Consider the following 19,302-nt stretch of genomic DNA (forward strand, 5'->3'; position numbering starts at 1 on the left):
CAACGGATGCCAATTCCGCTTCAGGATTGACTTTTTTGCGCGCCTTGCCAGCAAGTTTTTTGAACAGGCTGCACGAATCGACGTTTTGGGCGGGCTGTTAGCCGACAAGGGGCAGCTTCAGGGCCTCTTCCAGGGTGTCGTAGGCCTGATGCAGGTCGTCGAGCCCCAGGCAGAAGGGGGCCATGATGTAGAATACCTCGCCCAAAGGCCTGACGTACTGGTCGCGTTCCAGAAAGAAGTCCTGCACCTGGCGGGCGATGGGTGCTCCGTAGCCCTTTTGCGTGCCGGTCAGCTCCACCGCGCCGATGCTGCCCAACACTCTGGCGCGGGCCAGGCGCGGATGTCCGTCCAGGGCGGTCAGGCGTTCGCGGTGCGCGGCTTCAATGCGGGCGATTTTGTCCAGGGTGTCTTCCTCTTCGAACACCTTCAGCGAGGCCAGGCCCGCGGCGCACCCCAGGGGATTGGCCGTGAAGGAATGGCCATGGGCGAAGGCCTTGTCGAATCCTTGGCCGAGAAAGGCCTGGTAGATTTCTTCGCCGGCGACAGTGGCCGCCAGGGGCAGAAAGCCGCCGGACAGGCCCTTGGCCAGGCAGACGATGTCCGGCTTGACCCGGGCGCGCTGGCAGGCGAACAGGGTTCCCGTGCGTCCGAACCCGGTCATGACCTCGTCGAAGATGACCAGGGCCCCGGCCTTGGTCGTCAATTCGGCCAGGCGGCGTAGAAACTCGGGCCGCACCATGCGCATGCCGGCCGCGCCTTGCACCAGCGGCTCCAGGATCACGCCGGCCACCTCTCCGGGGTGGGCCGCAAAATAGGCGGCCACGTCGGCGAGGGCCTTGTCCTCCTTGGCCTGGACCTCGTCGTCGCCCATCCAGGTGGCGGGGTAGGGCAGAAAGTCCACCGGAAAGACGATCTTTTCGAAGCCCTTGTAATACCCGCAGGTAAAACCCACGGACATGGCCCCCACGGTGTCCCCGTGATAGCCGCCTTGCAGGGCCGCCAGGCGGGTGCGCCCAGTCTCGCCGCGATTGCGGAAGTACTGCAGGGCCATCTTGACCCCGACTTCCACGGCGGTGGACCCGTTGTCGGAGTAGAACACCCGGGAAAACCCTTCCGGCAGGACGCCCACGATCTTTTCGGCCAAACGGGCGGCCGGGGCATGGGTGAAGTCGGCGAAAATCACCTGCTCCAGACGGGAAGCCTGCTCCGCGATGGCCCGTCCGATGCGGGGATGGCTGTGTCCGTGGGAGGTCACCCACCAGGAACTCACCAGGTCGACGATATCGCGTCCGTCCGTGGTGTGCAGGATCGCTCCGTTGGCCCGCTCCACGGCCAGGGGCTGCGGGGCCGTGGCCGCCTGGGTGAAGGGACGCCACACGTGGCGACGGCTCAGTTCCAGGACGTCGCCCTGTCCCGGACGGTCGATGAGCGGGGAAAGGTCCAGGCCTTGGGCCAGGTTCTTGAGCGCCCTGGGCAGGAGTTCGGCCAGGGGTTCGACCTCGAAGACCACGGGGACCCGGCCCAGAACCTCGATGTCGCGCCGGTTGGCCGGATTTTTATCCCCCAGCAGGGCCACGCCGGCCACATCGAGTCCGCGCAGGCGCAGGGCCTCCACGGTGAGCAGGGTGTGGTTCACGGTGCCCAGTCCGCTCCTGGCCACCACCAGCACGGGCAGGGCGTAGCGGGCCATGAGGTCGGCCATGGTGATCCGGCCCGCGATGGGCACCAGCAGGCCTCCCGCGCCTTCCACCACCAGGGGACGGTCGGTCTTGGGCAGGGGGGCCTGTTTCAAATCCAGGCTCAGGCCTTCGAGCTCGGCGGCCTGCAGGGGGGAAAGCGGGGCTTTCAGGCGCACGGCCGGTGGAAAAAAGCGGTCCTTCGGCAGACCGGTCAGGCGGGCGACCTCTGCGGTGTCGTCGTCTTCCAGGGCGCCGGATTGAAAGGGCTTGTAATAGGCCCCGTCCAGGGCCAGACAGACCAGGGCGCTGGCCACGGTCTTGCCCACCCCGGTGTCGGTGCCGGTGACGAAGATTCCCTTGGTGCGGATGGTGTCGGCGCGCATGGCGCTACTCCTTTTCGGGTTTGACGGCCAGGGCGTAGAGCAACCGGTAGGCCACCACCGGGCCGTCAGGGTAGGCTCGGTCCAGGGCCGCCAGCACGGAGCGAAACTGGGCCGGGCCGAGCGGTGCGGAGCCGGGCCTGGGCACGGTCGCGCCGATGGCCTTGAGGTGGCGGGGAAACTCCCTGGCGTTTTCGAAATACATGGGGCGGTCTTCGGCGGTTATTGCCGCTGCCTGGGGCAGCATGGCCGCGAGATCCGCTTCGCCGGGAAAGTCGTGCAGTCCGCAGCACAGGCCGCATTCGCGGTGGGCCTGGCTCCAGGAGGCGAAGGTGCCTCGCCCCGGCAGGCAAAACGCCAGCAGACCGCCCGGGCGCACCAGCCTCCACAGTCCGGCCACGGTGGCCGCGAGATCGATGGTCCATTGCAGGGCCATGCACGAAACCACGGCGTCGAATCCCGGCTTTACGGCCAGGTGTTCGGCGTCCATGGCCGCGAGCAGCGGCGTGGGACGCAGGCCGGCCAGGTTGGTCCTGGCCCGGATCAGCATCCCCGGCGACAAATCGGCGCAGACCAGACGGGCCGGAGGCGCGAGCCGGGAAAGGCGCAGGGCCAGCGCCCCGGTGCCGCAGCCGATTTCGAATACGTGTCCGCCCGGCGCAAGCCCCGCGTCCACCGCCCGACGGGCCAGGCTCTCGGCGGCCTGGGACTGGACGGAAGCGTGGGCGTCGTAGGCCTGGGCCTGCCCAAAGGCGCGACGGACCCGCGCCTTCAGTCTGTGGGCCATGGGTGCTGGGACAGGGCCTGCCGAATGAAGGCGGCGGTTTCCTCCGGGCGAACGGCGGGAAAGGCGTGTCCGCCCGAGTCGAGGAAGTCGAGCCGGACGGCCGTGTCGGCAAAGGCATCGCGGGTGTGGGCCGGGGTGACCACCGCGTCGTCTTCGGCGGCCAGGGCCCAGATCGGGAAGCGCGGCTCCTGACGCCAGGTCAGGAGGCCGTCCAGACCCCGGGCCAGCCGGATGGGATCGGCGTATTCGATGTCCGCCGCCAGGGAAGAAGGCAGGCCGCAGGTTTGATAAAAGGCCCGCAGTACGCCTTCCGGGTCGCGGCGCAGGCCCTTGCGCATGGCCCGCACCGGCGCTTCGGGCGCTCCGTGCGGCAAGTCCGGTCCGGCGGTGAAGGCCGTGAAACCGGCCAGGCTCACCAGAAGGGAAAGATCGAAAAACGACTGTCGCAACAACCACAAAACGCCCAGGGAATGTCCCACGCCCACCAGGGGGGAGGCCTCCTCGGGCGGGTACAGGCGTACGCGGCCGAAAAAGCCCAGGTCCAGGGCGGTGGAGGGGTAGTCGGACAAAAGGGCGCGGATCGGCCTCCAGAACGTGGCGTCGAAGCCCCAGCCGTGCACGAACACGAGGTGCGGGGTGGTCATGGCCGGCTCCCGAGCAGGCGAATGAGGGTTTCTGCCAGACGGGCCACGTCCAGGGTGGTGTGGGCGGCGGTGAGCGACAGGCGCAGGCGGCTGGTTCCGGGGGGCACCGTGGGCGGACGCACGGCCACGGCCAGTATGCCCTCGTCTTCCAGGGCGCGCATGGCCTCCAGGGCCTGTTCGTCGGGGCCGACCAGCACGGGTATGATCTGGGTGGACGACCCGGCCGTGTCCAATCCGGCCTGGGCCAGGCGTTCGCGCAGGTCCCGGGCGTTTCGCTCCAGGGCCTGGCGATCGGCGTCCATGTCGGCCACCAGGTCCAGGGCGGCGTCCACGGCTCCCAGGGCCGGAGGAGGCAGGGCGGTGGAAAAGATGAATCCCGCGCAACGGTTCACCAGGTACTCCCGCACCAGCGAGGAACAGCACACGAACGAGCCGTATCCGCCCAAGGCCTTGCTGAAGGTGCCCATGACCAGCCCCTGGGCGATGGCGACTCCGGCGGAGAGTCCGCGCCCTCCGGGACCGAGCACCCCGGTGGCGTGGGCTTCGTCCAGGTAGAGAAAGGCGCCGTACCGGTCGGCCAGTTCGGCCAGGACCCGGACGTCGGCCCGGTCGCCGTCCATGGAAAAAACGCTTTCCGAAAGAATGAAGCGCGGCCCCAGGTATTTGGCCTTGGCCTTGAGCAGGTCTTCCAGGTGATTCATGTCCAGGTGGCGGTAGCGCACCTGGCGCACGCCGGCCAGGCGGCAGCCCTCGTGCATGCTGGCGTGGTTGAGCCGGTCGGCCAGGACCAGGGGCTCGGCGCCCAGGACCTTGGCGTCCAGCAGGGCGGCCAAAACGGACGAGTTGGCCGTGAAGCCGGCTCCGAGCACGAGCGCGGACTGGGTTCCCTTGAGCACGGCCAACCGTTTTTCCAGGGCGGCGTGGATGTCGAAAGTGCCGCGAATCAGACGCGAGGCCCTGGCCCCCACGCCCCAGACGCGCGCGTATTCGCAGGCGCGTTCGGCCAGGGCCGGATGGCCGGAAAGGCCCAGGTAGTCGTTGGACGAGACGTCGAGCAGGGTGCGTTCGCCGAGTGTCGCCAGTCCCGGCCGGGAGGGGCCGAAGGCCCTGGTGTGGCGCAGGCGATGGCTGGTTTTGAGTTCGCGCAGCAGGCGGGAAAAGCGTTCTTCAATCACGGGAGGTTTCCGCGGGCAGAAAGCCCAATTCGGTCAGACCGCGCAGATCGTCGCCGGCGTCCAGGCCTTTGAGGGTGAGATAGTCGCCGATCATGAGTCCGCTGGCTCCGGCGGTCATCGGGGCCAGGTTGCGCCGGGTTGCGAACACGGTTTGGCGGCCTCCGCAGATGCGGATGTGGACCGAGGGCAGCATGAAGCGCAACAGCGCCACGATCTTGAGGGCTTCTTCGGGTTCGAGCGGGGAACGCGAACCCATGGGCGTGCCCGGAATGGGGCTCAAAAAGTTGACCGGCACGGAGGGCACGCGCAGTTCGCGCAGGGTCAGGGCGAATTCGGCCCGCTGTTCCCAGGTTTCGCCCAGGCCGAAGATGCCTCCGCAACACACGTAGAGCCCGGCCTGGAGGGCGGCGCGCACGGCGCGCAGGTCCTCTTCGTAGGCGTGTGTGGTGCATATCTTGGGGAAAAAGCTCGGTCCGGTCTCGATGTTGTGGTGGTAGGCGTCCAGGCCGGCGTCCTTGAGCACCTTGAACTGGTCGAATCCCAGGATGCCGCAGGAGGTGTCGGCCAGAAGTCCGGCCTCGGACACGAGCTTCACCGATCGCAGCAGCCTGTCGAAGTCCCTGGAGAGGAGCGTCTTGCCGCTGGTCACCACGCCGAGCCTTCGCGCCCCCGAGCGGGCGGCGGCGCGGGCGGCCTGGCGGATTTCCTCCTCGGAGAGAAAGGGGTGCTCCGGCGCGCCGGTGTCGTAACGGCCGGACTGGGCGCAGAAGGCGCAGTCCTCGGAACAGCGTCCGCTCTTGGCGTTGACGATGGCGCACAGGTCCACGACGCGGCCCATGTGTTTGAGCCGTATTTCGTGTGCCGATTCGAGAAGGGAGGCGATGTCGTCCCCCCGGGCCTGGGCCACGTCGGCCACGAAGGCTTCCAGGCGGGAGCCTTCGAGGATGCGCCCGGAAAGCGCGTCCTGCTTGGCCTGGGTGAAGAGATGGTTTTTGATCATGAGCGAAGCCGAGCGGCGCTTGTTGTTCGACCAGAGATTGGTGAAACGGATAGGTATCCCTACAACCCGGCCGGCGTGTTGGCAAGATGGGTCGAGAGGTCTATGGAGTGAACATGATCTATCTCCATCCACTCTTTATGGTCGCGGCGGTAGCCTTGTGGCTGTATGTGCTCTCTTCCGGATTGAAGCGGCTTCAATCCGCGCACTTCGGACGCAAGGTCCTGTTTCCCTGGAAACGTCATGTCGCTTTCGGCAAATGGGCAATGGCCGGAATGTTCATCGGCTGGGGGTTGGGACTGGTGTCCACGTCCCTGGCCAGTGCGGCGCCGGAAGAGACTGGGGTGCATATGCCCATCGGCGCGGCCATCGTCACGCTCGCTGCGGTGGGATTGGTCGCCGGGCTGAAGCTGAACAAAAACCGCGGAGCGAACAACAGGCTGCGCCTTGTCCATGGCTTATGCAACATTTTCGTGTCGGTGTTGGCGCTGGGACAAATCTACACCGGGATGTCCGTGCTGCCATGACTCGCTAGCGCCAAACGCGGTGTTCTGCATGTCCTGCCGGGGATGGCCTCAGCGGAAAGAATTGCTCGGGCCGTCTTCGGGGACCGTTTTTTCAAAAAAAACGCGGGGTTTTCAACGCGACGTCAGTTGTTGCCCTCCTTGAGGGAGCGCATGATGTCGCGGATAAGTTCCATGTGGTAGGAAATAAAGACATTGTAGCCGTGCTGGGTGTCCGGCAGGTCCAGGCCTTGCCGCAGGGCTCGGGCATAGAGTTGCACGCGCGACATGCGTTCGCCGTGTTCGAGCATTTGTTCCGCGGTGAAGTGCAGAAGCCGCCGTTTGTTTTCCTCGGCGGACTCTTGGGGCGTAAGCGGCGCGGGGCCGTCGGGTTGCCGGTTTTCCAACTGGGATTCAAGCTGCTCCAGGCGGCGTTCGAGTTCCTCGATGCGCTTGGTGTTGGCGGCGGGCACGGACAAAAGCGCAACCTTGCCGGGGGCGGCGCGTTCTTCGAGTTGATGAGGATTTTGGGCCGCGTATACCAACGCGCACGAAATGGCTTCGCGTTGCGACCACTTGAATGTTTCCTGGAGATGGTCGAGAGCCTGGGCGGCTTCGGCCGTCAAGGTGACGCCGATGGGTTTGCCGCCATCGGCCACCTGCCTGGCGCGCCAACGCGCCGCCCTGGTTTTGCCGTCCATAAGCACCCCCACCAAGGTTGATGGACCACTAGCAACACCATGAGTGAGATTCCCGGAAAAAACAACCCCGTGAGGAATACATCACGGGATTGTCAAAAAGGGGGTTCCACGGGCGCGGCGTTTCCAGCAGCGCCGCAAGTTACGCGGGGGCGTCCGTTCCCCAGGCGAAGATCGCGCCGTTGGGCACGTCGGGCAACACCCGTGTTCCGTAGACGCGCTCCTGTCGTTTGAGAACCATGGCCGGCCAGGGGCCGAACTCGGGCTCCAGGACCTTGAGCAGGCTCACGGCCGTTGGGGTCAGGGTCTCGCCTTTGGAGTCGATGCCGTGGATGGGCAAACCTTCCAGGAGGGCCAGAACGGCCGGAGCGGGAGTGGACAGCGTGCCGTGGGCGCAACGCACGTGTCCGTCGCACACCGGCAGGGAGCCGCAGACGAAGCGGTCCGGGCTCAGGGAGTCGTAAAGCGCGCAGACCAGGCAGACGTCGAGAATGGAGTCCAGCGCGCCCACCTCGTGGAAATGCACCCGTTCCGGGGACGTGGCGTGCACCGTGGCCTCGGCCTGGGCCAGCAGTTCGAACGTCCTGTGAGCCAGGGCTTTGACCCGGTCGGTCAAGCCGCTTTGGTCGATGATGGCGGCCACGTCGGCCAGGTGACGGTGTTCATGCTGGTGGGGCAGGTCAAGCTCCAGCCCCCATCCGGCGATGCCACCCACGGTTTTTCGCGTCAGCTTGGCGGCCTGGCGCAGGGGCTCCAGGGGCAGGCAGGCGCTCAGGCGGTCGATTTCCGCCTGGGGGTTGTCGCAGAGCCGGGCCAGGCCGGCAAGAAACATGTCTCCGGAAAGCCCCGAGGGGGCGCGAACGACGAGTATGGTGTCAGCCATTCAAGGTCCTGAGTATTCGGACGGCGGCGCAGGCCGCGCCGTATCCGTTGTCGATATTGACCACGCAGACGCCGGGGGCGCAGCTCGAAAGCATGCTCGACAGGGCGGCCTGACCTCCGGCCGCCACGCCGTATCCCACCGAGGTGGGCACGGCCACCAGCGGTCGCGGGGTGAGCCCGCCCAGCACCGAGGCCAGGGCCGCGTCCATGCCGGCGGTCACGATGACCACATGATGGGCGTTGATTTCTTCCAGGCGGCTGGTCAGTCGCCAGAGACCGGCCACGCCCACGTCTTCGACCACGGTGTGGTCCACGCCCAAGTGCTCCAGGGTGCGGGCGGCCTCCCAGGCGGCGGGACCGTCGGACGTGCCGGCCGAGACCACGGCCACCCGTCCCGTGCCGGCGAAGGGCAACCGTCCGGTCATGGCCGTGCGCGACAGGGGGTGATAATCGAGCGCCCGGGCCGCGTCCGGGGGCAGACGGTCGAAGATTTCGGGAGCCAGCCTGGTGAAAAGCACGGGCGTTTCGGGACGTCGACCAAATTCCCTGGCCAGCCGCACGATGGATTCAAAGGGTTTTTCCGCGCAGTAGACACTCTCGGGCAGGCCGATGCGCCCGGTTCTGGCATGGTCGAAGGTGACGCTCATGATTCCGGGAGGAAGGCCCTTCCCGGGCGGTAGCCTTCGGGGTCCAGGCTGACGGCGGCGATGGTGGAAAAACGGCCGCGCAACTGGTGTTCCAGATGTTTCAGCGTGTCGGGAGGCACCTTGGACACCCCCTCGGGCGCAAGTTCGACGAGCATCTGGTCCTGGCGAATGCGACAGCGCACCACGCTCACGCCCAGGGTGAGCTTCAGGTAGCCTTCCGCCCAGGCCACGGCTTGGAGGCGTTCCGGGGTGACGCGCGTGCCGGTGTACACCCGGCTGGAAAGGCAGGGGGAGGCCGGCAAGTCGGCGAAGGGCAGGGCCAGTTCCCTGGCCATGGCCCGGATGTCGGCCTTGGAAACGTCCGCCTCCACAAAGGGATGGCGGATGCCCCGTTCTTTGGCCGCGGCCAGGCCGGGACGATGCTCGCCCAGGTCGTCGGTGTTGGCTCCGCTCACGATGACCGGAGCCCGGCCGAACTCGTGGGCCAAATCCGCCGACAGGACCTGGAGCAGGGAATACAGGTGCGACTTGCAGAAATAGCATCGGTCGTAGGGATTACTCAGGTAGCGTTCGTCTTCAAACTCGCCGGAGTTGACCGTGAGCAGTCTCCAGCCCTGAACCGAGGCCTGGTCGCGCACCCGGTCCGTATCGGCCGCGGGCACGGCGGGGCTGACGGCGTGGGCCATGACCGTGCGGCCCCCCAGTCGGGCGTGGGCCAGGGTGGCCAGGAGCAGGCTGTCCACACCGCCGGACACGGCCACGACGAGCGTGCCGATTTCCTCGAGCGTTTGAGCCAGCCCCGTCCATTTGGCATGACGCAAGGTAATGGTCATGGCCGGGGTATAGTCTTTTACCAGATGCCTGGCTAGAGGGACGCCATTGCCTTTTTCGGCCGCACGGGACAGGGTTGCGGCATGTGCAACTGGGGAGAGTCCGGCATACTTTTCGGACGGGGCCTGCGTCCGGCGGCCGTGGTGGAGCGCCATGGCTCCACCCTTTCGGAGGCTTGCCGGCTCGGTCCGGTGCTGGACGTGGCCGCCGGAGACGGCCGCAACGGGCTCTTTCTCGCCGTGGGAGGGTGCCGGGTCGTTCTGGTGGACGCCTCGGCCACGAGCTTGGCCCTGACCCAGGCCACGGCGCGACTTCTGGCCGGCGACCTGGGGAAGCCCTTGCCCGTTCTCATCGCCCGTCTCGACCTGGAGACCGACCCACCGCCGATTTTCGCCCCGCGCAGTCTGGGAGCCGTGCTGGTGCTGCGTTACCTGCATCGGCCGCTGATTCCCGTTTTGCGCGCCGCGCTTCGTCCCGGGGGGATCATGGTCTGCGAGACCTTCCTGGAAGGCGGACGAGGAAGCGGCGGCTCGGGAAACCCCGCGCATTTTCTCCGCCCGGGCGAACTGGCCCGCTGGTTTCTCGACTGGCCGACGCTGGAAGCCTACGAGGGACCGATCCACGACCCGCCCGGGAAGGTGGGGCGTCTGGTCTGCCGCAAACCCCCGGAGCGCGTTTGACGGCCCGGGGGCGAGAACAGCGCGCCCCGGCTGCGACACGGGCGCGCCGGGGCGGCGTCGCACGGGGGGGGGCGCGTCCGCCTGTGGCCGGTTGCCAGCCAGGCCTTGAAGCTGTTACCAGGGAACCACTTTCGGGAAACGAGGTGAGCGCATGCGTGTTTTTTGCATCGCCCTGGCCCTGGCGGCCCTTTTCGCCGCCAGCCCCGCCCAGGCCCAGGAACGTGATGGCAAAGAGTGGACCGGTTGGAACGAAGGCAAGAAATACGTCTACGTCACCGGCCTGCTCGACGGCGTGACCACGGGAGCGGACTTCAGCGATCCCGTGCTCAGCCAGGGCAGCGTTGTCCTGTACAAGCCGGATAAGGCCTGCGAGGAAAAAACCCGCACCACCTTCGAGTACAACACCAGCCGGTACCTATTCGGTTTGTCCCTGCGGGATTTCGTGGAAGGCCTGGACGCCTTTTACGCCGTCGCGGAGAACCAGTTCATTCCCGTCAACAAGGCCGTGCGCGTCATTGCCATGCAGCGCAAGAACGTGCCCGAAGCCGCCCAGATCCTGGACGACCTGCGCAAGCGGTACGCGGAGCCGAACTAGAAACGGTTCAAGCGGGTTTCAAAACGCCGGCGCGGAGACGCTTCCCTTTTTCTCGCCGACTGATCCCCGCGCCCCGCGCTTTTCCGTGTTTACGACTGGCCATGGCTTTCGCGGGACGCGTTCGATGCGTGCGCCCCGCGAAAGCGAACGCGTCATTCCTTGATCAAGCCGTGGATGTGCTTGTCGATCGGTATCTCGATCACGGTCACGCCGTCTGTCGCCAACGCCTTGGCGAAGCATTCGCGAATTTCGTCCCCGGTCTGCGCCCGGCACGAATGGGCTCCGTATCCCCGGCCCAGGGAGACGATGTCGATTCCCGGCAGGTCGAGTCCGGGGACGCCGGGGGTGTTTTCGAGAACGGCGAAGGATTTCAGGATGCCGTATTCCTCGTTTCGCAATACGATGTAAATGACGTGCAGGCCGTGTTGCACGGCGGTCCATACGGCCTGGGGCGAATACTGGAACGATCCGTCCCCGATCACGGCGATCACCGGTCGGTTGCGGCCCGTGCGCTTTTCCGCCAGGGCCAGGCCCACGGCGGCGGGCATGCCCCAGCCCAGCGCCCCTGAAGCCATCATGTAGTAACTGTCGGGCTTGGTGATCGTGCCGAGTTTCGTGCGCGCGAACTCGTTCAGGTTCGAAGGCGACTCGCTCACGATGACGCAATCTTCCGGGGCCCGCTCGCTCAAAACGGAAAAGGCCCGTTCGGCGGTGAGGGGAAGCCGTTCCTCCCCGGGCGTTGCGGGCCCGGTTTCGCCTTGACCGGCCTCCTTGCCCGAAGTCCCCCCCTCGCGTTTGGAAACCCGGTCCAGGAGGGCTTGCAGGGCCAGCCGGCTGTCGGAAACCAGGCTGTCGCCGGCCACGTCCTTGGCGGCCTCGTACGGGTTGTCGGTAATGTGCAGGAGCGTGGCCCCTTCCGGCAGATAGCGGCCCGGAACCCAGGGATAATACCGAAACACCGGGGCGCCGATGACGACGATCAGGTCGTGGCCTTTCAGGGCCGCGCTCAAGGGGCCGATGGCCGGAGGCAGCTTGCCGGCGTACAGGGGATGGTTTTCGGGAAAGCAGATGTTTTCGGGAAAGGGTGCGGCCCACACCGGCGCCTGGAGTTTTTCGGCGAAAGCCACGCCCTCGTCCCAGGCCCGGCTTCGGGCGATGTCGCCTCCGTAAACCAGGACCGGATTGGCGCTTTCGTTTATGCGCCGCGCAAACTCCTGGGCCCGGTCCGGGTCCGGGGCCACGCGGGAGGCCACGGTGCGCAAAACGTCCATGTCCTCCATGTCCTGGTCCCAATCGTCCAGGGGCAGGGAGAGGAATACCGGGCCGGTGGGCTGCTGCACGGCCATGGCGTAGGCGCGCATGAAAGCGCCGGGCACGTCCTGGGCGCGTTGCGGTTCGTAGCTCCATTTGACCCAGGGGCGCGGCATGTTCACCGCGTCGAAGTTGGTGAGAAAGGGTTCGCAAAGCAACATGTCGCGGGTTTGTTGCCCGGCGGTGACGATGAGCGGCGTCTTGTTGAGAAAGGCCGAAAGAAGGGTTCCCATGGCGTTGCCCATCCCCGCGCCCGTATGCACGTTCACCAGCACGGGCTGGTTGAGCCCCTGGGCCAGGCCATCGGCTATCGCGATGACACTCGATTCCTGGAGGGCGAGGACGTAGGTGAAGTCCTCGGGAAAGTTTTTCAGGAAGGTCTCTTCCGTGGAGCCGGGATTGCCGACGACGGTGGTGAGTCCGAGACGACGCAGCAGGTTGAAGGTGACTTCGCGAACTGAAGGCATGTGCGACTCCCTGGATGAGGGTTTGGGCTGTGGGGCAAACGCGCGGCGCAATCCTCGGGCCTGGGTGGGCCGACGATGTTGCCTGGGAGCGAAGCCGACGCCAGGCCGGGGGGTGTCGATAGCGGCGCTCGCCACATCGACCGAACCCCGATTCCCGCCCGCAGGGCGCGAATGTTCCCACATGGTGGTGCCGTGCGCGCGTTCCCGGACCACGGGAGACGCCGGGCTTCCAGGCTTCTCGTTCTCTTTTCAGGAATTTGCCTTTTTTGTGCAAGGGGAAAACGTTCAGGAAAAGAAGCGGCGTCCCTGCGGTCCGGGGAGGCCTGTACGGCCTCTGCGCGTTTATCGGCAAGAAAGACCGCCGGAATGCGGGGGGATCGCGCTCCGGGAGTGCTTTCACCCGGCTCCGGGCGGCTAGGGGCCGACTTTGCCCTCCCGAAAAGGATCGAAGGACGCGACGCGAGCCGGCGGAAGGCGGTATCGTTTTTTTCCGCTAGTCCACCCGGTAATGGCATCCCAGCGATTTCTTGTTGAGCATGGCCGACAAGGTGATCAGGTAGGCGGCCTGGCAGCCGTGGAACAGGTCCACGATGGGCTTGGAGATGGGGGTTTCGCGGTAGAAGTCGTGCAGGTGCATGTTGAGGTCGCGCAGGTCCGCGAACGAGCGTTTGAGCCGCGAAGAGGTGCGGTTTATGCCCACGTAGTTCCACATGGTGTGGCGGATGGTGCTCCAGTCCTGGGCGATGAGGGCCGGGTCCTCGTTGGCCTGTTGGCCGGGGCTGACCCAGTCGGGAATGGAGGCCATGAGCTTCTTGGGCATGGCGCTTTTCTTGCTGGCGGAGCGCTTGTTGATGTCGCGCGCGGCGTAAACCCCCCAGACCAGGCATTCCAACAGGGAGGTGGAGGCCAGGCGGTTGGCTCCGTGCAGGCCCGTGCAACTGCATTCGCCGATGGCGTAGAGTCGCTCCACGGTGGTGCGTCCGCTCTGATCCACGAGCACGCCGCCGCAGGAGTAGTGCGCCGCCGGCACCACCGGGATGGGGGCCTTGGCAATGTCGATGCCCACTTCCAGGCATTTGGCCGCGATGCCGGGAAAGCGCTTGGTCACGTCTTTCACGTGGTTTGCCGCGTCGAGGTAGACGCAGTCCTCCCCGGAGTGGAGCAGCTCGTCGATGATGGCCCGGGCCACGATGTCGCGCGGGGCCAGGTCGGCCCGCTGGTCGTAGCGGGTCATGAAGGTCTCGCCCTTGGCGTTGACGAGCTTGGCTCCTTCGCCGCGCATGGCCTCGGTGATGAGAAAACGCCGTTCCGCCCGGTGATAGAGGCTGGTGGGATGAAACTGGATGTACTCCGTGTTCATGCTCTTGGCCCCGCACCGGTAGGCCATGGCCAGGGCCGATCCCACGCTCGAACGCGAGTTGGTGGTGTGCAGGTAGAGCCTGCCCACGCCCCCCGTGGCCAGGATGGTGAAGTCCGCCAGGATGGTCTCCACGGACTTGGTGTTGTCGTTGAAGACGTAGGCGCCCAGGCAGTTGTTGTCCAAGTGGTACTTGTATTCCAGGAGTCCGGCGTGGTGGTGGGAGGTGAGCAGGTCCACGGCGGTGCGTCCGCTGAGCACCCGGATGTTGGGATGGGCGCTCACGGCGGCCGCCAGGTGCTCCATGATGGCGAATCCCGTGGCGTCGGCGCAGTGGAGAATCCGGGCCAGGCCGTGGCCGCCTTCCTTGGTGAGGTGGTAGGATCCGTCGGACACGCGTTCAAAGGGCACGTGCAGGGAGTCGATAAGCAGTTCCTTGACCACTTCGGGCCCACGGCGGGCCAAGAATCGCACGGCCGCCACGGAGTTGTGCCGCCAGCCGCAGACCAGGACGTCTTTTTCCAGCTTTTTGGGCGAGTCGTCGGGACAGGTGTAGACGATGCCGCCCTGGGCCAGGGCGGAGTTGCCGTCGCTCAGCTTGTCGCCCGAGGTGAGCAGGGTGACCTCCCGGCCTTCGTTGGCCAGGGTGAGGGCCGTGGAGCATCCGGCCGCGCCGGAGCCGATGACGAGCACCTGGGTTTTGATGCGCGAGTCGTCCATGGAACACTACCTCCTCGGCCTGCCTACCTTCACCAGGGTTATTTTCAGATGCTCGCGCAAGACCGCGGGGGCCAGGGCGGCCAGAACTCCGCGTTTGCCTGCGTTCACATAGATGCGCTCAAGGTCGAAAATGGTTTGCTCGGCCAGTATCGGCAGGGATTTTCGCGTGCCGAAGGGCGAGGTGCCCCCCACCATGTAGCCGGTGTGGCGATGGGCGGTTTCCGGGGTGCAGGGGGTCACGGTCTTCACCCCCAGGACGCGGGCCGTTTCGCGCAGGGACACTTCCAGGTCGCCGTGCATGAGAACAAGAAAGGGCTTCTTGCCTTCGTCCTCGAACACCAGGGTCTTGATGACCGCGTGTTCGGGCAAACCGAGTTCCTGCGAGGCCCGAGACGTGCCCCCATGATCCATGTAGTCGTAAAAGTTGAGCTCGTATGCCGCCTTGGCCGCGCGCAGAACCCGCACGGCCGGGGTGACCGGCTCCTTGTTCCCGCTCAACGGCCGCACGCCTCGAGCATGCGCTCCAGGGCCAGGCGCGCGCCGTCGCGCACCCGGTCGTCGACCTCCACCGTGGGCTGGGAGTCCAGGTTTGCGAGCGTGACGGCCAGCTTTTCCTCGGTGATCTTGGCCATGTTCGAGCAGGTGGACGGGTACAGGGGATGGATTTCCTTCTCCCCCCTGTATTGATGGGCCAGCCGGGCCACAAGGTTGAACTCGGTGCCGATGTAGATGACCGAACCCTTGGGCGCTTCGGCCACGAACGTGATGATGAGCGAAGTGGACCCGCAGGCGTCGGCCTGGGTCGCCACCGAGGGATGGCACTCGGGGTGGACCACCACCAGGCACCCCGGGGAGGACCGCCTGGCCTGGGCGATCTGCTCGGCCTTGAAGCGGGAATGGATCACGCACTGTCCCGGCCAGAGAAGCACCTTGGCCTGCGCGGCCTTGACGGTGTTCAGGGCGTCGCCATGCTTTTTGATGTTCAGGATATGGCGGTCCTTGCGGGGCACGTCCAGCCAGTCGCAGGCGTTGGACCCCAGGCGCATGTCGGGCAGAAACAGGGTGCGTTCCCCGTTGTCCATGGCCCAGGCCAGCATGGTCTTGGCGTTGGCCGAGGTGCATACGGACCCGCCGCGTTCGCCCACCAGGGCCTTCACCCCGGCCGAAGAGTTGACGTAGGTCAGGGGCAGGGCGGAAATGCCGGCCTGGTCCAGGCGGTCCAGGACCCGGGGCAGAAGCCAGGCCGGGGCCATGTCGGACATGACGCAGTTGGAATTTTTTTCCGGTATGAACACCTTCTGCCCGGGCTTGGTGAGAATGGCCGCGGTTTCGGCCATGAAGAACACCCCGCAGAACACGATGTATTCGGCGTCCAGGCCCGGCACGCGCCGCGACAATTCCAGCGAATCGCCGGTGTAGTCCGCGTGGCGGGCCACGGCGTCGTTCATGTAGTGGTGGGCCAGGATCACCAGCCGGTCGCCCAGCTTGGCCCGCGCCTCTTCTATCGCCGCAAAGTGGGCATTTTCCCGCATGTGTGTGTCACTCCGTGCCGGACGCAAGCTGCATGCTGAAGTCGGCGTAAGGGGCCGAGTGGGTGACGCGTCCCACGGAGACGAAGTCCGCTCCCAGGGTGGCGATTTCGCCGAGCCGCTCCAGGCCGACTCCGCCGCTGACCTCGGTTTCGATGGATTCCGGGATGAGGCGCAGGGCCTCGGTCATGGTTTGGGGCGTCATGTTGTCGAGCATGATGCGCTTGGGGGCCAGTTCCACGGCCTGGGCGACTTCGTCCAGGTCGCGGCATTCGATTTCGAGGGGAGGCATGGTCCGACCGGCGAAGGCCCGTCGCAGGGCCGCCACGGCCTGGGGCACGCCGCCGGCCTGGTCGATGTGGTTGTCCTTGAGCATGAGCAATTCGGAAAGATTGCGTCGATGGTTGGTCCCGCCGCCGACAAGCACGGCGTATTTTTCCGGATAGCGCATGCCGGGCAGGGTCTTTCGGGTGTCGAGCAGCCTTGTGCGCGAGCCCTTCAGGGCCTGGACATAGGTGGCCGTGAGGTTGGCCACGCCCGACATGTGGCACAAAAAGTTGAGGATCACCCGCTCGGCCTTGAGAAGCGCCACGGCCGGACCCGCAAAGCGCGCGGCCACGGTCCCGTCCGGGATGCGTCCTCCTTCCTCGGCCAGGTATTCGATAGCGCAATCGCCTTGAACGCCCATGCGTTCAAGCACCACGCCGACCATGGGCAGGCCGGCCACGAGCGTGTCTTGCTTTGCGACGATGCGGGCCAGAAGCCGGTCGGTCTCGCCGAACACCGCGCCGGAGGTCAGGTCCGGGCCGTCTTCGTCCAGGGCCAGGTCCACGGCGCGCAGCAGGAAGTCCAGGGCGGGACCTTGAAAAAACGACGTGAATGTTTCCGTAGTGCTCATGAAGTGTGTCCGTAATCAACCCTGACCGAACCGTCTAGCATCAAGAAAACGGTTTTGGGAAGGGACATTACGGACTCGTCGCGCTTGTCACCGAATTCACGAGCGTCGAGTGGACCGGATATGGCGGACGGAAGGCTACGAGAAACCGTAGTCGGACATGAGAACCCGCGAGGACCGGGCGCATGCGAATCCCCTCGCGAGGGGGAGCGATAGCAGGCTGCTACCGTTTTTTTCTTCCCTTGAACCGGGCGGCCAATTTGGGTTCCTGGCCCTGGTCCTTGGGCTGATAGAACTCCACGCCGTCCATGCCGTCGGGCAGGTAGCGCTGCTCCACCCAGGCCCCGGGGTAGGAGTGGGGGTATTTGTAGCCTTCGCCGAATCCCCACTGGCGTTGGAGCTTGGCGGCGGGGTTTCGCAGGTGCAGGGGCACGGGCTGGGCTCCCCTGGCGGCTATTTCGCGCTTGGCCGAAAGGTAGCCCGCGTAGGAGGCGTTGCTCTTGGGCGCGAGCGCCAGGTACACGGTGGTTTCGGCCAGGGGGATGAATCCCTCGGGCATGCCCACCATCTCCACGGCCTGCATGCAGGCCACGGCCAGGGGCAGGGCCTGGGGGTCGGCCAGGCCCACGTCCTCGGACGAGGACAGGATCAGACGACGGCAGACGAAACGCGGGTCCTCGCCGCTTTCGAGCATGCAGGCCAGATAGTACAGGGCGGCGTCCGGGTCCGAACCGCGGATGGACTTGATGAAGGCCGAAGCCAGCTCATAGTGCGAGTCGCCGTCGCGGTCGCCCCGGTTCACCTGCTCGGGCAGGCTCTGTTTGAGCGAGGCGGGATCGCGCTTGTCTTCGGGAAGCTGGGCCGTGAATTCCAGGAGGTTCAGAAACGCGCGGGCGTCCCCCCCGGAAAGCGAGGCCAGCAGCTCGAGCGACTGCTCGGGCAGGTTCAGATTCAGGGCGGCCTGGCCCCGTGCCGCGACCTGGAGGAGTTCGGCATGCGAGAGTTGGCGCAGACGCATGACGTGCAGGCGCGAAAGCAGTTGCCGGGTCACGGAGAAGGAAGGATTCTCGGTGGTGGTGGCCAGAAGGGTGATGTCGCCGTTTTCGAGCAGGGGGAGAAAATAGTCCTGCTGGGCCTTGGAAAAGCGGTGCAGTTCGTCAAGCACCAGTATTTCCTTGCCCTGGGTGATGGTGCGCAGGGTGGAAAGTCCAGCCTCGGGGGCGCTGACCCGTACGTAGGGCACCCCCTTGGTTTCGGCCAGGATCAGGGCCAAGGTGGACTTTCCGCAGCCGGGTGGGCCGTAGAAGAGCAGGCTGGGCAAACGCTTGGCCTTGAGCATGGTCTTCAGGCGTTCGATGACGTGGCTTTGGCCGGTGAAGTCCTCAAAGGTCAGGGGGCGTATGGCGTGGGCCAAGGGGGGCATGCGTACCTCGGGCGTGTTGTCGGGGTTGGGCCGAATACAGCGGCGTTTCGTCGCCGGCAAGCCGGTTTGCGGGCATGAGCGGGGCGACGGGATCGAATCCGTCCGGCGGGACGGCGGGTGGCCGTGAACGGGCCGGGGCGATCCTACCCGGCGGCCGCCGGCCCGCAGGCCGCCAGGGACAGGCAGGCCAGGGCGGCGGTCTCCCAGCGCAGGGGACGCGGCCCGAGCGTGGCCGGGGCGCAGTCGGACTTCAGAAGGGCCTCGGCCTCGGCGTTGTCGATCCCTCCTTCGGGTCCGATCACAAACACCTGGGCCCCCGGTTCGGCCAGCGCCGCCGGGTCGAGAGGGGTTCTCGCCTCGGGCGATTCCCAGAGCAGAAAACGTCGGTCAAAGGCCTCAAGCCTGGCGAGCAGACCGGACAAGCCGCCCGGAACGCATTCCAGCTCGGGCAGCCACGGATTGCCGCACTGTTTGGCTCCGGCCACCAATTGCGCCAGCCAAGCGGGCTTGGGCTGGACGGGCAGGGGCCCCTGACTGCGGGCGGCCTCCCAGAACACAATCCCCGAACAGCCGAGTTCCACGGCTTTTTCCAGCAGCCAGCCGCGCCGGGCGGATTTCATCCAGCCCAGGGCCAGCCAGGTCTTCGTCTTGGGGGCTTGTTCTTCGCGCCCTTCAAGAAGAGCCAGCTCCACGGCGCCCTTGGTCGAGACCACTTCGAAGTCGCCCACGCGGCCCCGCCCGTCCAGGCAGCGCACCACGGCTCCCGGTCCCAGCCTGAGCACCTTGGCCAGGTGGCGGGACTGTTCGGCGTCCAACCGCCAGGGAGGGCCCCAGGCCTCGGGGGGCAAATAAAAAAAGTCCGTTCGGGACACGACGCTCCACGGGGCCAAGCCCCATTCTCGCTTGAGGAATCAGTACAATTTGTCGTTGCAAAAGTCTCCGGCGGCCCAAGGGGCGAGCCCCTTGGGAATCCCCTTCGGCTTCGCGACGAGAACGGCTTTCTTGCGGTATTTTCGCCACAACCGCGCATCCTTGATCCCAGGACGCGACACGAGCCTCAGCCATCATCCAGAATCAAACATTTTTCGCGCGATAGCGTCCA

General features: G+C 66.0%; 19 protein-coding genes. 3 read left to right on the plus strand and 16 right to left on the minus strand.

The features are described from left to right. Nucleotides 1-97: 97 nt before the first annotated feature. From bioA to bioB, 5 genes are read right to left on the minus strand one after another with little or no spacing between them, the layout of a single operon-like run. Nucleotides 98-2,062 (minus strand): adenosylmethionine--8-amino-7-oxononanoate transaminase, encoded by a 1,965-nt coding sequence (gene bioA, locus ACYQ01_RS00485; protein WP_459931879.1) that lies wholly within the window; start codon nt 2,060-2,062, stop codon nt 98-100. A gap of 4 nt (nt 2,063-2,066) precedes the next feature. Beyond that, a complete protein-coding gene (locus ACYQ01_RS00490; RefSeq protein WP_459931880.1) occupies nt 2,067-2,846 on the minus strand; it encodes a methyltransferase domain-containing protein in 780 nt (259 codons plus the stop codon). Then, on the minus strand, nt 2,831-3,490 hold the full coding sequence (locus ACYQ01_RS00495) for an alpha/beta fold hydrolase (protein ID WP_459931881.1): 660 nt from the start codon (nt 3,488-3,490) through the stop codon (nt 2,831-2,833). Before ACYQ01_RS00495 ends, ACYQ01_RS00490 begins: the two co-directional genes overlap by 16 nt. Continuing rightward, the gene (locus tag ACYQ01_RS00500; protein ID WP_459931882.1) at nt 3,487-4,665 is read right to left on the minus strand and encodes an aminotransferase class I/II-fold pyridoxal phosphate-dependent enzyme; all 1,179 of its coding nucleotides are present in this window, start codon (nt 4,663-4,665) and stop codon (nt 3,487-3,489) included. Before ACYQ01_RS00500 ends, ACYQ01_RS00495 begins: the two co-directional genes overlap by 4 nt. Beyond that, nucleotides 4,658-5,665 carry a biotin synthase BioB gene (gene bioB / locus ACYQ01_RS00505; protein WP_459931883.1) on the minus strand — a complete coding sequence of 336 codons (1,008 nt, stop codon included), beginning with the start codon at nt 5,663-5,665 and terminating at the stop codon, nt 4,658-4,660. The genes ACYQ01_RS00500 and bioB overlap by 8 nt, the downstream gene beginning before the upstream one ends. A gap of 113 nt (nt 5,666-5,778) precedes the next feature. Between bioB and ACYQ01_RS00510 the strand changes: the two genes are divergently transcribed. Further along, a complete protein-coding gene (locus ACYQ01_RS00510) occupies nt 5,779-6,189 on the plus strand; it encodes a DUF4079 family protein (RefSeq protein WP_459931884.1) in 411 nt (136 codons plus the stop codon). Nucleotides 6,190-6,311: 122 nt separating this feature from the next. On the opposite strand, the gene ACYQ01_RS00515 is transcribed toward ACYQ01_RS00510, so the two are convergent. From ACYQ01_RS00515 to larE, 4 genes are all read right to left on the minus strand, one after another. After that, on the minus strand, nt 6,312-6,866 hold the full coding sequence (locus tag ACYQ01_RS00515) for a hypothetical protein (RefSeq protein WP_459931885.1): 555 nt from the start codon (nt 6,864-6,866) through the stop codon (nt 6,312-6,314). 139 nt (nt 6,867-7,005) lie between these two features. Then, the gene (gene larC / locus ACYQ01_RS00520) at nt 7,006-7,746 is read right to left on the minus strand and encodes a nickel pincer cofactor biosynthesis protein LarC (RefSeq protein ID WP_459931886.1); all 741 of its coding nucleotides are present in this window, start codon (nt 7,744-7,746) and stop codon (nt 7,006-7,008) included. Then, a complete protein-coding gene (gene larB / locus ACYQ01_RS00525; RefSeq protein WP_459931887.1) occupies nt 7,739-8,392 on the minus strand; it encodes a nickel pincer cofactor biosynthesis protein LarB in 654 nt (217 codons plus the stop codon). Before larB ends, larC begins: the two co-directional genes overlap by 8 nt. Then, nucleotides 8,389-9,225: an ATP-dependent sacrificial sulfur transferase LarE gene (gene larE, locus ACYQ01_RS00530; RefSeq protein ID WP_459931888.1), complete on the minus strand. Its 837-nt coding sequence runs from the start codon at nt 9,223-9,225 to the stop codon at nt 8,389-8,391. Before larE ends, larB begins: the two co-directional genes overlap by 4 nt. 81 nt (nt 9,226-9,306) lie before the next feature. Between larE and ACYQ01_RS00535 the strand changes: the two genes are divergently transcribed. After that, the gene (locus ACYQ01_RS00535; protein WP_459931889.1) at nt 9,307-9,903 is read left to right on the plus strand and encodes a class I SAM-dependent methyltransferase; all 597 of its coding nucleotides are present in this window, start codon (nt 9,307-9,309) and stop codon (nt 9,901-9,903) included. Nucleotides 9,904-10,054: 151 nt separating this feature from the next. Beyond that, nucleotides 10,055-10,498 carry a hypothetical protein gene (locus ACYQ01_RS00540; RefSeq protein WP_459931890.1) on the plus strand — a complete coding sequence of 148 codons (444 nt, stop codon included), beginning with the start codon at nt 10,055-10,057 and terminating at the stop codon, nt 10,496-10,498. Between the two features lie 152 nt (nt 10,499-10,650). Here the strand turns inward: ACYQ01_RS00540 and mdlC are convergent, their stop codons facing one another. The 7 genes from mdlC to ACYQ01_RS00575 all read right to left on the minus strand — a co-directional run bounded on the left by mdlC (nt 10,651) and on the right by ACYQ01_RS00575 (nt 19,072). Beyond that, on the minus strand, nt 10,651-12,276 hold the full coding sequence (gene mdlC / locus ACYQ01_RS00545) for a benzoylformate decarboxylase (RefSeq protein WP_459931891.1): 1,626 nt from the start codon (nt 12,274-12,276) through the stop codon (nt 10,651-10,653). Nucleotides 12,277-12,769: 493 nt separating this feature from the next. After that, the gene (gene nadB, locus ACYQ01_RS00550) at nt 12,770-14,353 is read right to left on the minus strand and encodes an L-aspartate oxidase (RefSeq protein WP_459931892.1); all 1,584 of its coding nucleotides are present in this window, start codon (nt 14,351-14,353) and stop codon (nt 12,770-12,772) included. A 6-nt stretch (nt 14,354-14,359) separates the two neighbouring features. Then, nucleotides 14,360-14,851 (minus strand): aminoacyl-tRNA deacylase, encoded by a 492-nt coding sequence (locus ACYQ01_RS00555; RefSeq protein WP_459931893.1) that lies wholly within the window; start codon nt 14,849-14,851, stop codon nt 14,360-14,362. Beyond that, entirely contained in the window at nt 14,848-15,885 is a 1,038-nt protein-coding gene (gene nadA, locus ACYQ01_RS00560; protein ID WP_459931894.1) for a quinolinate synthase NadA, read from the minus strand. The genes ACYQ01_RS00555 and nadA overlap by 4 nt, the downstream gene beginning before the upstream one ends. 7 nt (nt 15,886-15,892) lie before the next feature. Beyond that, complete coding sequence (nadC, locus tag ACYQ01_RS00565) at nt 15,893-16,780, minus strand: carboxylating nicotinate-nucleotide diphosphorylase (protein ID WP_459931895.1); 888 nt, start codon at nt 16,778-16,780, stop codon at nt 15,893-15,895. Nucleotides 16,781-17,000: 220 nt separating this feature from the next. After that, nucleotides 17,001-18,200 (minus strand): replication-associated recombination protein A, encoded by a 1,200-nt coding sequence (locus ACYQ01_RS00570; RefSeq protein WP_459931896.1) that lies wholly within the window; start codon nt 18,198-18,200, stop codon nt 17,001-17,003. Between the two features lie 143 nt (nt 18,201-18,343). After that, on the minus strand, nt 18,344-19,072 hold the full coding sequence (locus tag ACYQ01_RS00575) for an RsmE family RNA methyltransferase (protein ID WP_459931897.1): 729 nt from the start codon (nt 19,070-19,072) through the stop codon (nt 18,344-18,346). Nucleotides 19,073-19,302: the final 230 nt, after the last annotated feature.

Source organism: Fundidesulfovibrio butyratiphilus (genome assembly GCF_054657235.1).

What these genes read in the sequence shown, in the direction of transcription:
- bioB (WP_459931883.1), bottom strand. Translation starts at nt 5,665, where the DNA reads ATGATCAAAAACCATCTCTTCACCCAGGCCAAGCAGGACGCGCTTTCC.
- nadA (WP_459931894.1), bottom strand. Translation starts at nt 15,885, where the DNA reads ATGCGGGAAAATGCCCACTTTGCGGCGATAGAAGAGGCGCGGGCCAAG.
- larE (WP_459931888.1), bottom strand. Translation starts at nt 9,225, where the DNA reads ATGACCATTACCTTGCGTCATGCCAAATGGACGGGGCTGGCTCAAACG.
- ACYQ01_RS00540 (WP_459931890.1), top strand. Translation starts at nt 10,055, where the DNA reads ATGCGTGTTTTTTGCATCGCCCTGGCCCTGGCGGCCCTTTTCGCCGCC.
- ACYQ01_RS00535 (WP_459931889.1), top strand. Translation starts at nt 9,307, where the DNA reads ATGTGCAACTGGGGAGAGTCCGGCATACTTTTCGGACGGGGCCTGCGT.
- ACYQ01_RS00490 (WP_459931880.1), bottom strand. Translation starts at nt 2,846, where the DNA reads ATGGCCCACAGACTGAAGGCGCGGGTCCGTCGCGCCTTTGGGCAGGCC.
- larB (WP_459931887.1), bottom strand. Translation starts at nt 8,392, where the DNA reads ATGAGCGTCACCTTCGACCATGCCAGAACCGGGCGCATCGGCCTGCCC.
- ACYQ01_RS00510 (WP_459931884.1), top strand. Translation starts at nt 5,779, where the DNA reads ATGATCTATCTCCATCCACTCTTTATGGTCGCGGCGGTAGCCTTGTGG.
- larC (WP_459931886.1), bottom strand. Translation starts at nt 7,746, where the DNA reads ATGGCTGACACCATACTCGTCGTTCGCGCCCCCTCGGGGCTTTCCGGA.
- bioA (WP_459931879.1), bottom strand. Translation starts at nt 2,062, where the DNA reads ATGCGCGCCGACACCATCCGCACCAAGGGAATCTTCGTCACCGGCACC.
- nadB (WP_459931892.1), bottom strand. Translation starts at nt 14,353, where the DNA reads ATGGACGACTCGCGCATCAAAACCCAGGTGCTCGTCATCGGCTCCGGC.
- mdlC (WP_459931891.1), bottom strand. Translation starts at nt 12,276, where the DNA reads ATGCCTTCAGTTCGCGAAGTCACCTTCAACCTGCTGCGTCGTCTCGGA.
- ACYQ01_RS00515 (WP_459931885.1), bottom strand. Translation starts at nt 6,866, where the DNA reads ATGGACGGCAAAACCAGGGCGGCGCGTTGGCGCGCCAGGCAGGTGGCC.
- ACYQ01_RS00570 (WP_459931896.1), bottom strand. Translation starts at nt 18,200, where the DNA reads ATGCCCCCCTTGGCCCACGCCATACGCCCCCTGACCTTTGAGGACTTC.
- nadC (WP_459931895.1), bottom strand. Translation starts at nt 16,780, where the DNA reads ATGAGCACTACGGAAACATTCACGTCGTTTTTTCAAGGTCCCGCCCTG.
- ACYQ01_RS00495 (WP_459931881.1), bottom strand. Translation starts at nt 3,490, where the DNA reads ATGACCACCCCGCACCTCGTGTTCGTGCACGGCTGGGGCTTCGACGCC.